We start from the raw sequence: 12,830 nt of genomic DNA, 5'->3' as shown, positions 1-12,830 counted from the left end.
ACAGGAGGGCCGCTGTGCCCGTTGCCGTGTCCGGAAGCATCGCCAGCGATCACCTCATGCACTTCCCCGGGCGGTTCGCCGAGCAGATCATTCCTGACCAGACCCACCGGCTGTCGTTGAGTTTCCTCGTCGACGACCTGCAGGTCCGCCGGGGCGGGATCGGCGCCAACATCGCGTTCGGGATGGGGGTGCTCGGCTGCCGGCCCGTGCTGGTGGGAGCCGCGGGGGCAGACTTCGCGGACTACCGTTCCTGGCTGGAACGCCACGGCGTGGACTGCCGTGGCGTACGCATCTCCGAAGTCGCCCAGACCGCGCGCTTCGTCTGCACAACCGACGAGGACATGTGCCAGATCGCCTCGTTCTACGCGGGCGCGATGTCCGAGTCGCGGATGATCGAGCTGAAGCCGATCGCCGACGTGGTGGGCGAACTCGACCTGGTGCTGATCAGCCCGGACGACCCCGAGGGCATGGTCCGGCACGCAGGCGAGTGCAGGCAGCGCGGATACACCTTCGCGGTGGACCCCTCCCAGCAGCTGGCCCGGATGAACGGCGAGCAGGTCCGTGAGTTCATCGTCGGCGCGAAATACCTCTTCAGCAACGACTACGAATGGGAGTTGCTGCTCAAGAAGACCGGCTGGACCGAAGCCGAAGTACTCGACAAAGTCGGCATGCGGATCACAACGCTGGGCGAGAAAGGCGCGGAGATCGTCGACAGCAAAGGCCCGGTCGTGCACGTCGCGGCCGTCCCCGAACTGTCGAAGACAGACCCGACCGGCGTCGGCGACGCATTCCGCGCGGGCTTCATCGCAGGTCTCGCCCACGGCCTCGACCTGGAACGAGCCGCCCAACTCGGCTCATACGTGGCAGTCCTGGTGCTGGAAACGGTCGGCACCCAGGAATGGCTCTTCGACACAGCGGAAGCCATCACCCGCATAACCGGCGCCTTCGGCGAAGAAGCCGCGAAAGACATCGCGGCCGTCCTGCCATGACCGACGCCTGCGACGTCGCCCACGGCGGCGCCCCCGTGGAGATCGAACACCGGACCCTCGTCGCGGTGTTCGACTCTCCGGTCGCCGGGTTCCTGGTCCGGTACGCCACAGATCTCGGTTATGCGGCCTCGATCTACGAACCCGGCGAGCCATTGCCAACCCTGGACAGTTCCTGCGACGTGGTGGTGACCGACCACCATCGCGAGGAACTCGGTGTGGTGCTCAAGGACGTACTCGCGTTCCCGGTCAGGTGGGTTGGCGTACTGGGAAATCCGCGTCACGAAGGCCCACATGTGCGCCTGCTGACCGAACTCGGCGTGTCCGAAGAGGACATCGCCCGAGTACATCGGCCAGTCGGCCTCAACATCGGCTCCCGCACCCCCGCCGAGATCGCCATAGCGACAATCGCCGGACTGATCGCCGACCGCAACTCGAGACCCGGCGGCTTCGAGTTCAAAGTCTGATCCGCAATCCGAGCCGCTTGCTGTCCCGCCGACGGGACAGCAAGCGGCTCGGATTGCGCCGCAACGTAACTCGAAGGTTGAGGACGCGCTTCACCCTGGAGAGGCGTGCCGGACCGGGTCAGAGGCGGACGGGGTAGTGGGGCTCGGGGATCTGGGGGCGGATTCGGCCTTCGATGAAGATTCCGTGCCAGAGCATGAAGACGATCAGGGCCCAGATTCGGCGGCTGTGGTCCAGGTCGCCGGTGCGGTGCTCGTCGAGCATGGCCATGATCGCGGCTTTGTCCAGCAGTTGGTCTGTGCCGGATTCGCGGATGATGGTCGCGGCCCACTCGTAGAGTTCTTCGCGCAGCCAGTGGCGGACTGGGACTGGGAAGCCGAGCTTGCGGCGATTCAGCACGTGCGCGGGGACGATGTCGCGCAGGGCCGCGCGCAACGCGAACTTGGTTGTCTCCTTGGTGATCTTCTGCTCGAGCGGGATCTTCGCGGCGATCTTGAAGACCTCGGGGTCCAGGAAGGGGACCCGCAGCTCGAGTGAGTTGGCCATGGTGACTTTGTCGGCCTTCACCAGGATGTCGCCGCGTAGCCAGGTGAAGAGGTCCACGTGCTGCATCCGGGTCACGGGGTCCCAGTCGGCGGAGACGCGGTAGTGCGGCGCGGTGATCTCCTGGTGCCCGACGCCCGGGGTGAACGTCCGCAGCACGCGCTTGATCTGGTCGTCGCGGAAGATCCGGGCGTTGCCGTAGTAGCGCTCCTCAAGCGACAGTGCCCCACGGCGCAGCAGGTCCTTGCCGCGCTGGCCTTCGGGGAGCTTCGTCGACAGGTTGCCCATCGCCTTGCGCAGGGCTCCGGGCACCTTTTCGAAGGCGGCCAACGAGATCGGCTCACGGTAGATCGTGTAGCCGCCGAAGAGTTCGTCGGCTCCTTCGCCGGAAAGCACCACTTTCACGTACTGCCGGGCTTCGCGGGCGATGAACCAGAGCGGCACCAGGGCGGGGTCGGCCACCGGGTCGTCCAGGTACCAGACGATCAGCGGCAGGTAGTCCATGATCTCCTGCGCGGTCACCGTCCGCACGACGTGCTTCACGCCGATCGCTGCCGCGGACTCCGCAGCCACGTCTACTTCGGAGTAGCCCTGACGATCAAAACCTGTGGTGAACGTGATCAGGTCCGGGTTGTGCTGTTTGGCCAGCGCCGCGATCGCGGTCGAGTCGATGCCGCCGGAGAGGAAGGAGCCGACGGTCACGTCCGCGCGCATGTGCTTGGCGACTGAGTCGCGCATCACGGCGGCGATGTCGGAGTGCAGCCTGCCCGACTCGTACTGACTCACCGAGAGTGGCCGGAAGGTCGGGTGGAAGTAGCGCTCGGTCGTCAGCTTGCCGTCCGGCGTCACCGTGAAGGATGTGCCGGACTCGATTCGCCGGATAGTGTCGTGCATGGTCTCGGGCTCAGGCACGTACTGCATCACCAAGTAGTGCTGCAGGGCCGTGCGGTCCAGGCGCGGGGCGTTGCCGATCGCGCGGGACAGCTGCAGCAGGCTCTTCTTCTCGCTGGCGAAGGCGACACCGCCCGGGCCCTGCGTGTAGAACAGCGGCTTGATGCCGAACGGGTCGCGGGCGCCGAAGAGCGTCTGACGGTGCGAGTCCCAGATCAGGAACGCGAACATGCCACGGAACTTGCTGACGATGCCGGGGCCGTAGAAGTGGTAGGCCGCCACCATCGCCTCGGCCTCGCCGTCGGTGGCGAACTTCAGGTTGAACTCGCGCTTGAGGTCCGCGCGCAGCTCCAGATAGTTGTAGACCTCGCCGTTGAACAGGATCGTGTACCTGTTCGGTGCGTCCACCGGGCCCCAGTGCAGGGGCTGGTGGGAATGCGCGATGTCCACGATCGACAGCCGGTTGAAGCCGAAGACCACCCCACGGTCGGCCCACGTGCCGCTCTCGTCGGGACCGCGGTGCCGCTGGCAGCGCAGGGCGGCGTCGACCGCGGTACGGGCCGCGTCGGCGTCGAGTTCAGATGGGCATACCAGGCCAAGCAGACCGCACACGCTCTCGGGAACCTTCCGGTCGAGGAGTGTTTGAAGGGCCAGTATGCCCGTTGCACGAAAGCCACCGGCGCGCCCCGGCCCCTGATCCGCGTCACATATGTCGCTGAGCTACGCTCCCGCAGGAGCGGATCGCCTGAGGAGGAGAGCGAACGGTGAGCCAAGAGGAGCGGTCGCGAAAGCGACGGCTGGCCAAGGTCGTCGGGCTGGTCGGCCTGGTCGCGTTCGCGGCGACCGGTTGCTCGACCGATGAGGTGCTGCGGTTCGGCTGGCCTGAGGGTGTCACCCCGCAGGCCGACGACATGCGCGCGCTGTGGACCGGTTCGGTGATCGCGTCACTGATCGTCGGTGTGTTCACGTGGGGCCTGATGCTGTGGCCGGTCGCGTTCCACCGCAAGAAGCCGGGCGACACCGCGCTGCCGCGCCAGACGCAGTACAACAACGTGCTCGAGGCGGTCTACACCGGCATCCCGGTGATCATCGTCGTGGTGTTGTTCGTCTTCACCGCGAGCACCGAGAACCGCGTGCTGGCCGAGACCGACAAGCCGGACGTCAAGGTCGAGGCGCTGGCCTTCCAGTGGAACTGGGACTTCAGTTACAAACAGGTCGGCGGCAGCACGCCCAAGACCCCCGACGGCGGCGAGATCCACACGGTCGGCAGCACGCGGGAGATCCCGCTGCTGGTCCTGCCCGCCGGCCGGACCATCGAGTACCAGCTGCGGTCGCGTGACGTGATCCACTCGTTCTACGTGCCTGAGATGCACTTCAAGCGGGACGTCTTCCCGTACCCGGAGAAGAACAACCAGGACAACACGTTCCAGAACAAGATCGACCGCCCGGGTTCGTTCGTCGGCCGCTGCGCCGAGCTGTGCGGCTCGTACCACGCGTTCATGAACTTCGAGGTGCGCGCACTGCCCGGTGAGCAGTTCGACCAGTTTGTGCGGCTGCGTACCCAGATCAACCCGACCAGTGGCAAGACGTACACCACGGCCGAGGCGCTGAGCCAGATGAACTGCGGCCAGCTCTGCACGCCGTACGCGGTGACCACATCTCCGTTCAACCCCGACCGCACCGCGCGGACGGCTTCGGGCTGAGGACAGGCGAAACGATGAAGGTCGAAGCCAAAATCTTCCACATCTGCACAGCGTTCTTCTTCTTTGCTGCGATCCTGTACGGCCTGTGGGCCAAGGAGGTCGTGGGCATCGTCGGGCTGACGCTGACCGGTGGGCTGTCGCTGATCATCGGCAGCTACTTCAGCTTCGTGTCCCGCCGTGTCGAGCAGCGGCCGGAGGACAACCCCGAGGCCGAGGTCAGTGACGGCGCCGGTGAGCTGGGCTTCTTCAGCCCGGGCAGCTACTGGCCGGTGGGCCTGGCCGCGTCGGCCGCGCTGACCGGGTTCGCGCTGGCGTTCTTCCACATCTGGCTGCTGGTGATCGGCATCGTCTGCATCCTGCTGACGGTCGGCGGCCTGGTGTTCGAGTACCACACCGCGCCCGACAAAGACTGAAAAGTTTTGCCCCCAATGTGGCATTCGTAGCATCAGATGCCCCCAATGTGGCATTGGGGGCACACCAAAACGCCCCCAAAGTGGCTTTGGGGGCGTTTTCGCGTGTGCGGGGTTGGGCTAGTTGGGCTAGGCCTCGGCGGCGGCGAGTTCGGTGGAGCGGGCCGCCCAGCGGGTAAGCAGGTCGGCCGCTGCGCCGCTGTCGATCGCTTCGGAGACCTGCTTGAGGCCAGCGGCCAGATCGGCCGTCAGATCGGCTGTGAAGCCCCGGTACGCGGCCGCTGCGCCGGCTGCGTTGAGGACCACCGCGTCCCGGATCGGGCCCTGCTCGCCCGCCATGATCCGGCGGACCACGTCCGCGTTGTGCTCTGCGTCGCCGCCCAGCAGGTCCGCGGAGGTCACGATCGGCAGGCCGAACGCCGCCGGGTCGATCCGGTCGGGCCGGACCTCACCGTTCTCCACGACCCATGCCGAGGTCAGGCCGCACGTCGTGATCTCGTCCAGGCCGTCCTCGCCACGGACCACGAGCACCGAGGCGCCCCGGCTCGCGAAGACCTCGGCCAGCACGGGCGCCAGCCGCTCGAACGCGCACCCGATCAGCCCACCGCTGGGCTGGCCTGGGTTGGTCAACGGGCCCAGCAGGTTGAACGCGGTCGGGATGCCCAGTTCACGGCGCGGCCCGGCGGCGTGCCGGAACGCCGGGTGGTACACCGGCGCGAAGCAGAACCCGATGCCCAGCTCCTCGACGCACTGCTCGACGCCCTCAGGGCCCAGCCCGATCGCCACGCCGAGCACTTCGAGCACGTCGGCGGTGCCCGCCTTCGACGAGGCCGACCGGTTGCCGTGCTTGACCACGGGAACACCCGCCGCCGCGGCGACGATCGCGCTCATCGTGGAGATGTTCACGCTGCCTGACCGGTCACCGCCGGTGCCGACGACGTCCACGGCGCGCTTGTCCACCGACACTCGGCGTGCGCGTGCCAGCATTCCCGCCGCGATACCGGCGACCTCGTCCGGCGTCTCGCCCTTGGCCCGCAGGCCGACCGCGAATCCGGCGATCTGGGCGGGTGTCGCGTTGCCGGACATGATCTCGCCCATCGCCCACGCGGTATCGTCGGCGGTCAGGTCACCGCCGTCGACTAAGTGGTTGAGCAGCGCAGGCCAGGTGTCGCGCCGCATAGGGTTCATCACTGTCACCCTCGGACGACGGGCAGCTGGCGGGATCGCAGCACGTCGGCGACGGTCTCGGCCGCGGTCAACGGGTCGAGCGGGTGCACGAGCACCGCGTCGGCCTGTGACCAGGTGGCGAGCCAGCGGTCGTCCTTGCGGCGGACCGCGATCACGATCGGCGGGCAGTCGTCCAGCTCGTTCTTGAGCTGACGGCACACGCCCATGCCGCCGGTGGGCTGCGCCTCGCCGTCCAGGATCGCGAGGTCGATCTCGCCGGCGTCCATGTGGTAGATCACGTCGGCCACGCCCGCGGCCTCGATGAACGTGACCCGGCCGAGATCTGCGGCGGGCCGGCGCCCGACGGCTGTGATGATGCTCTCGCGCACCTCCGGCCGGTGGCTGAAGACAAGGATCGTCAGCGGCTGCGTGCTCATCTTTTCCGCGCCCTCCGGCAGTCTCACTAGGCCTGATCACGACTAGTGGGATGCTATCGCCAAGGCGGTGAATGACACGCCACGGCCCAATCGAGACCCGACAAGGCGAGGCGGATAACCGCAAGCCATAATGCGTCGCGTGACAACAGCTACGCCTTCGATCAGCCAGCGTGTGCACTCGCTGAACCGGCCGAACATGGTCAGTGTGGGCACGATCGTGTGGCTGTCCAGTGAGCTGATGTTCTTCGCCGGGCTGTTCGCCATGTTCTTCACGGTGAAGGCGCAGAACTCCAGCGGGCACTGGCCGCCGCCACTTGTTCCGGGTGGCGAGCCGATCCACCTGAACCTGCCCTTCGCCACACCGTTCACCGTGATCCTGGTGGCGTCGTCGATCACCTGCCAGCTCGGTGTGTTCGCGGCCGAGAAGGGCGACGTGTTCGGGTTGCGCCGCTGGTACACGCTGACCCTGGTGATGGGCGCGATCTTCGTCGCCGGTCAGGGCATCGAGTACGTGAACCTGATCCACGAGGGCGTCACCATCCCGTCCGGCGGGTTCGGCACGGTGTTCTTCCTGACCACCGGCTTCCACGGGCTGCACGTGATCGGTGGTCTGATCGCGTTCGTGTACCTGCTGATCCGCACCAGGATGAGCAAGTTCACGCCGGCCCAGGCGACCGCGGCGATCGTGGTCTCGTACTACTGGCACTTCGTGGACATCGTGTGGATCGGCCTGTTCGCCGTCATCTACCTGGTGCCCTGACGCTTTGCCTGGTTGACACCAGAAACCCGAACTGACTTCTCCAGCAAGGTTGCCCATCACATGACGAGCAGTAAAGCCGAGGACCTGCCTGCCGGGTCGAGCGTCGGTACTGCGGACGCCGCCGGGGAGAGCAAGGCGGCGCGGAAACGAGCCCGCTCCTCCAAGCGCCGCCGGCGGATCTCCGGCCTGCTTGCGTTGGGCGTGGCGCTGATCGGGGTCGGCGCGTTGTACAGCGCGATCGCACCTGAGCCGCAGACCGCGAACGCCGCGCAGGACCCCGCGTTGATCCGCAAGGGCGAGCAGATCTACAACAACACCTGCATCACCTGCCATGGCGAGGGTGCCGAGGGTGTCAAGGACCGTGGTCCCAGCCTGATCGGCATCGGCGAGGCCTCGGTCTACTTCCAGACCTCGACCGGCCGGATGCCGCTGGCCGCGCAGACCGCGCAGGCCGAGCGCAAACCACCGAAGCTGTCCCCGGACGAGATCGACGCGGTCATCGCGTTCATCGAGTCCAAGGGCGCGGGCGGCCCCAAGCTGCCGTCCGAGACGGGCGCCCAGTTGCGCGGTGACAACCCCGCGCGTGGTGGCGAGCTGTTCCGGATGAACTGCGCCTCCTGTCACAACTTCACCGGCCGCGGCGGTGCGTTGTCCTCCGGCAAGTTCGCGCCGGAGCTCGACCCGGCGACCGAGGAGCAGCTTTACGCGGCGATGCTGTCCGGCCCGCAGAACATGCCCAAGTTCTCCGACCGCCAGCTCTCGCCGGAAGAGAAGAAGGACATCATCGCGTACGTCAAGTCGGTGACCGACGGGAACAACAACCCGGGTGGCGCGCCGCTGGGCGGGCTCGGGCCGCAGTCCGAAGGCCTGATCGCGTTCATCGTGGGGATGGCCGCGCTGGTGGGTATCACGTTGTGGATCGGAGCCAAGTCGTGAGCGGGCAAGAAAAAGAAGGCCTCCCGACCGAGGCCGAGCTTGCCGAGATGGACCGCGATCAGCTGCTGAAACTCGGCGGCAAGCTCGACGACGTCGAGCTGGTCGAGTACACCGAGCAGTGGCCGGTCAAGGGCACCAAGGCCGAGAAGCGGGCCGAGCGCTCGGTGGCGGCCTGGTTCACCCTGTCCGGCCTGTCGGGCCTGGCGTTCATCGGTGTGTTCATCTGGTGGCCGTGGCACTACGCCCCGGCCAACACCGACCGGCACCTGCTGTACCTGCTCTACACGCCGTTGCTCGGCCTCACCCTCGGCCTGGCGATCCTCGGCGTGGGTGTCGGCGTCGTGATGTACGCCAAGAAGTTCCTGCCGCACGAGGTCGCTGTCCAGCAGCGGCACGACGGCATGTCGCCGGAGATCGACCGGCAGACCTTCGTGGCGCACCTGGCCGACGCGGGCGACCGCAGCACCATCGCCCGCCGTTCGCTGATCAAGCGCACCGCGCTGTTCGGTGCGGGCACGTTCGGCCTGGCCGCGGCCGTGCTGCCGCTCGGCAGCATGATCAAGAACCCGCACGCCGACTCCACCAATGAGAACGGCCTCTGGCACACCGGGTGGCTCGCGCACGACGGCGAGCGCGTGTTCATGCGCCGCGACACCGGTGACGCACACGCGCTTGAGCTGGTCAAGCCGGAGGACCTGGACGCGGGCGCAATGGAGACGGTGTTCCCGTTCCACGCCCCGAAGACCGCATCGGGCGCCGTGGACTACGCCCGGCTCGAGAAGATCCTGGCCGGTGAGGAGCGGGTCGACGAGCACGAACTGCTCGAAGCCCTGCGCCGCTCGGACAACCCGGTCATGCTCATCCGCCTGCGTCCCGAGGACGCCAAGCGGGTGGTCAAGCACCAGGGCCAGGAGGACTTCAACTTCGGCGACTTCTACGCCTACACGAAGATCTGCAGCCACCTGGGCTGCCCGACTTCGCTGTACGAGCAGCGGACCAACCGGATCCTCTGCCCGTGCCACCAGTCGCAGTTCGACGCGTTGCACTACGCCAAGCCCATTTTCGGACCGGCGACCCGCAAGCTGGCCCAGTTGCCGATTCAGGTCGACGAGGAAACGGGTTACTTTTACGCGACGCACGACTTCAACGAAGCGGTCGGCCCGGCTTTCTGGGAGCGTAAGTCATGAGCGGCATCACGACCCCCACAAAGCAGCAGAACCCGGCGGCCAAAGCCGCCGCCGCTGCCGGCAACTGGGCGGACGAGCGCCTGCACGCCGCCGGTGGCCTGCGCAAACAGATGAACAAGGTCTTCCCGACGCACTGGTCGTTCCTGCTCGGTGAAGTCGCTCTGTACAGCTTCATCGTGCTGCTGCTGTCCGGTACGTACCTCGCGCTGTTCTTCGACCCGTCGATGCAGCACGTGGAGTACCAGGGTTCGTTTGTGAACCTGCGTGGCCTGGAGATGTCGCGGGCCTATGAGACGGCGCTGAACCTGTCGTTCGACGTGCGCGGTGGCCTCTTCGTCCGTCAGGTGCACCACTGGGCGGCGCTGCTGTTCATGGCCGCGATCGTGCTGCACATGTTCCGGGTGTTCTTCACCGGCGCGTTCCGCAAGCCGCGTGAGACCAACTGGGTCATCGGCATCCTGCTGTTCATGCTGGGCGCGCTCGAGGGCTTCGCGGGCTACTCGCTGCCGGACGACCTGCTCTCAGGTGCCGGCCTGCGGATCATGTCCGGCCTGATCCTCTCCCTGCCGGTGATCGGCACCTGGATCAACTGGTTGTTGTTCCGGGGCGAGTTCCCCGGCGAGGAAGTCATCCCGCTGCTGTACACCGCGCACATCCTGCTGTTGCCGGGCATCCTGCTCGCGCTGGTCGCGGTGCACCTCGGGCTGGTCTGGTACCAGAAGCACACGCAGTTCCCCGGCGTGATGAAAAAGGAGACCAACGTCATCGGCGTGCGGATCATGCCGTACTTCTCGCTGAAGGGCGGCGGCTTCTTCGCCATCGTCGTCGGCGTGATCGCCATGCTCGGCGGGCTCTTCCAGATCAACCCGATCTGGAACTTCGGCCCGTTCAACCCGGCGCACATCTCCGCGGGCACGGTGCCTGACTGGTACATGGGCTGGACGGACGGCTTGATCCGGCTCTGGCCGGCGTGGGAGGTCTACCTCGGGGACTACATGATCCCGGCGGCGTTCTTCCCGTTCATGCTCGGTTTGCCGCTGCTGACCGGTATCGCCGCGGTCTACCCGTGGATCGAGAAGAAGTTCACCAAGGACAACGCGCGGCACAACCTGCTGCAGCGGCCGCGGGACGTGCCGGTCCGGACGTCGCTCGGTGCCATGGCGATCACCTACTTCATGGTCTCGCTGCTCTCGGCCGCGAACGACGTGCTGGCGGAGAAGTTCGACATCTCGCTGAACGCCACCACGTGGATGGGCCGGATCGGCCTGCTCGTGCTGCCGCCGTTGGTCTACGCGATCACGTACCGCATCTGCCTCGGCTTGCAGCACGCCGACCGTGAGGTGCTCGCGCACGGTGTCGAGACCGGCATCATCAAGCGGCTGCCGCACGGCGAGTTCATCGAACTGCACCAGCCGCTCGGCCCGGTCGACGACCACGGTCACCCGATCCCGCTGGCCTACCAGGGTGCCGCTGTGCCGAAGAAGATGAACAAACTCGGCTCCGCGGGACGCCCGGTCGCCGGAACGCTGCTGAGCCCGGACCCGGTCGAGGAGACCCGGGCCCTGGAGGCAGGGCGTGCCGCCCAGCACAACGGGCACGGCAACGGCCACGGTCCCGACGCCCCCGGTGGCGGCGGTACGGCCGGCTGAGCCGGAGTAATACCCACCAGGACCCCCTTTCGGGCAACTCGCCCGGGAGGGGGTCCTGGTCTGTTCGGGACCTAGGTCCCTGGTCTGGTGCTTTCCGGGATCCAGAATGGAAGTGGGGGACCTGGGGAGGCGCCGATGAGTGGGTTGACCACACCGACAAAGGGACAGAACCGGGCCGCCAAGACCGCGGCCGCCGCAGGCGACTGGGCGGATGAGCGATTGCACGCGGCCGGTGGCCTGCGGCGTCAGTTGAACAAGGTCTTCCCGACGCACTGGTCGTTCCTGCTGGGTGAAGTCGCTCTGTACAGCTTCATCGTGTTGCTGTTGTCGGGGACGTATCTGGCTTTGTTCTTCGATCCGTCGATGCAGCATGTGGAGTATCAGGGTTCGTTTGTGAACCTGCGTGGCCTGGAGATGTCGCGGGCCTATGAGACGGCGTTGAACTTGTCGTTCGACGTGCGTGGCGGTTTGTTCGTGCGTCAGGTGCACCACTGGGCGGCGCTGCTGTTCATGGCATCTCTGGTGTTGCACATGTTCCGGGTGTTCTTCACGGGTGCGTTCCGCAAGCCGCGTGAGACGAACTGGGTCATCGGCATCCTGCTGTTCCTGCTCGGCACGATCGAGGGCCTGAGCGGTTATTCGCTGCCGGACGACCTGCTGTCGGGTGCGGGCCTGCGGGTCACGTCGGGTCTGATCATGTCGATTCCGGTGATCGGGACCTGGGTGAACTGGTTGTTGTTCCGGGGTGAGTTCCCCGGCGAGGAAGTCATCCCGCTGCTGTACACCGCGCACATCCTGCTGATCCCGGGCATCATCCTGGCCTTGATAGCGGTGCACGTCGGGCTGGTCTGGTACCAGAAACACACGCAGTTCCCTGGTGTGCTGAGAAAAGAGACCAACGTCGTCGGTGTGCGGATCATGCCGTACTTCTCACTGAAGGCCGGTGGGTTCTTCGCGATCGTGGTCGGCGTGATCGCGTTGCTGGGCGGGTTCTTCCAGATCAACCCGATCTGGAACTTCGGCCCCTTCAACACTTCACACGTCTCCGCGGGCACGGTGCCCGACTGGTACATGGGCTGGACCGACGGTTTGCTGAGGTTGTGGCCGGCATGGGAGATCTCTCTCGGGGACTACACGATCCCGGCGGCGTTCTTCCCGTTCATCCTGGGACTGCCTCTGCTGACAGGTATCGCCGCGGCCTACCCGTGGATCGAGCGAAGGTTCACAAAGGACTACGCACGGCACAACCTGTTGCAACGACCGCGTGATGTGCCTGTGCGGACGTCGTTGGGCGCCATGGCCATCACGTACTTCATGGTGTTGTTGCTGTCCGCGGCGAACGATGTGATCGCGGAGAAGTTCGACATCTCGTTGAACGCGACGACCTGGATGGGCCGGATCGGGCTGCTTGTGCTGCCGCCCTTGGTGTACGCGATCACGTACCGGATCTGCCTCGGTCTGCAGCACGCGGACCGTGAGGTGCTGGAGCACGGTGTGGAGACCGGCATCATCAAGCGGTTGCCGCACGGCGAGTTCATCGAGCTGCATCAGCCGCTCGGCACGGATTTGAAATATCAGGGCACAGCCGTGCCGAAGAAGATGAACAAGCTCGGTTCCGCGGGACGCCCGGTCGCCGGTTCGCTGCTCACTCCGGACCCGGTCGAAGAGACCCGGGCCCTGGAGCGGCAGTAGGTGT

Annotated in this window: 12 protein-coding genes; 9 read left to right on the top strand and 3 right to left on the bottom strand. The window is 66.3% G+C overall.

Going from position 1 to position 12,830, the window contains the following annotated elements:
* The first annotated feature begins 56 nt into the window (after positions 1-56).
* Together JOF56_RS56800 and JOF56_RS56795 are read left to right on the top strand one after the other, a co-directional pair.
* The gene (locus JOF56_RS56800) at positions 57-989 is read left to right on the top strand and encodes a carbohydrate kinase family protein (protein WP_209649115.1); all 933 of its coding nucleotides are present in this window, start codon (positions 57-59) and stop codon (positions 987-989) included.
* Positions 986-1,453: an XdhC family protein gene (locus JOF56_RS56795; RefSeq protein WP_209647782.1), complete on the top strand. Its 468-nt coding sequence runs from the start codon at positions 986-988 to the stop codon at positions 1,451-1,453. The genes JOF56_RS56800 and JOF56_RS56795 overlap by 4 nt, the downstream gene beginning before the upstream one ends.
* 118 nt (positions 1,454-1,571) lie before the next feature.
* Here JOF56_RS56795 and asnB read toward each other — a convergent pair whose 3' ends face one another.
* On the bottom strand, positions 1,572-3,497 hold the full coding sequence (gene asnB, locus JOF56_RS56790) for an asparagine synthase (glutamine-hydrolyzing) (RefSeq protein WP_209647781.1): 1,926 nt from the start codon (positions 3,495-3,497) through the stop codon (positions 1,572-1,574).
* A 152-nt stretch (positions 3,498-3,649) separates the two neighbouring features.
* On the opposite strand from asnB, the gene ctaC reads away from it, so the two are divergent.
* Both ctaC and JOF56_RS56780 read left to right on the top strand, forming a co-directional pair.
* Positions 3,650-4,588, top strand: a complete 939-nt coding sequence (ctaC, locus tag JOF56_RS56785) for an aa3-type cytochrome oxidase subunit II (RefSeq protein WP_209647780.1) — start codon at positions 3,650-3,652, stop codon at positions 4,586-4,588.
* Positions 4,589-4,602: 14 nt separating this feature from the next.
* A complete protein-coding gene (locus JOF56_RS56780) occupies positions 4,603-5,001 on the top strand; it encodes a cytochrome c oxidase subunit 4 (RefSeq protein WP_209647779.1) in 399 nt (132 codons plus the stop codon).
* Between the two features lie 126 nt (positions 5,002-5,127).
* Here the strand turns inward: JOF56_RS56780 and trpD are convergent, their stop codons facing one another.
* Together trpD and JOF56_RS56770 are read right to left on the bottom strand one after the other, a co-directional pair.
* On the bottom strand, positions 5,128-6,177 hold the full coding sequence (trpD, locus tag JOF56_RS56775) for an anthranilate phosphoribosyltransferase (protein ID WP_209649114.1): 1,050 nt from the start codon (positions 6,175-6,177) through the stop codon (positions 5,128-5,130).
* 14 nt (positions 6,178-6,191) lie between these two features.
* Positions 6,192-6,602, bottom strand: a complete 411-nt coding sequence (locus tag JOF56_RS56770; protein WP_209647778.1) for a response regulator transcription factor — start codon at positions 6,600-6,602, stop codon at positions 6,192-6,194.
* 130 nt (positions 6,603-6,732) lie between these two features.
* Here JOF56_RS56770 and ctaE point away from each other — a divergent pair, with 130 nt between their 5' ends.
* The 5 genes from ctaE (at position 6,733) to qcrB (JOF56_RS56745) (ending at position 12,826) form a co-directional block, all read left to right on the top strand.
* On the top strand, positions 6,733-7,362 hold the full coding sequence (gene ctaE / locus JOF56_RS56765; RefSeq protein WP_209647777.1) for an aa3-type cytochrome oxidase subunit III: 630 nt from the start codon (positions 6,733-6,735) through the stop codon (positions 7,360-7,362).
* A gap of 60 nt (positions 7,363-7,422) precedes the next feature.
* Positions 7,423-8,298: a cytochrome bc1 complex diheme cytochrome c subunit gene (qcrC, locus tag JOF56_RS56760; protein WP_209647776.1), complete on the top strand. Its 876-nt coding sequence runs from the start codon at positions 7,423-7,425 to the stop codon at positions 8,296-8,298.
* Positions 8,299-8,345: 47 nt separating this feature from the next.
* Entirely contained in the window at positions 8,346-9,485 is a 1,140-nt protein-coding gene (gene qcrA, locus JOF56_RS56755; protein WP_209649113.1) for a cytochrome bc1 complex Rieske iron-sulfur subunit, read from the top strand.
* Complete coding sequence (gene qcrB / locus JOF56_RS56750) at positions 9,482-11,134, top strand: cytochrome bc1 complex cytochrome b subunit (RefSeq protein WP_209647775.1); 1,653 nt, start codon at positions 9,482-9,484, stop codon at positions 11,132-11,134. The genes qcrA and qcrB (JOF56_RS56750) overlap by 4 nt, the downstream gene beginning before the upstream one ends.
* 135 nt (positions 11,135-11,269) lie before the next feature.
* A complete protein-coding gene (qcrB, locus tag JOF56_RS56745) occupies positions 11,270-12,826 on the top strand; it encodes a cytochrome bc1 complex cytochrome b subunit (protein WP_209647774.1) in 1,557 nt (518 codons plus the stop codon).
* The last annotated feature ends 4 nt before the right edge of the window (positions 12,827-12,830 follow it).

This window comes from Kibdelosporangium banguiense (assembly GCF_017876405.1).
GTDB lineage: Bacteria > Actinomycetota > Actinomycetes > Mycobacteriales > Pseudonocardiaceae > Kibdelosporangium > Kibdelosporangium banguiense.
This window is presented reverse-complemented; position numbering and strand designations above follow the sequence as displayed.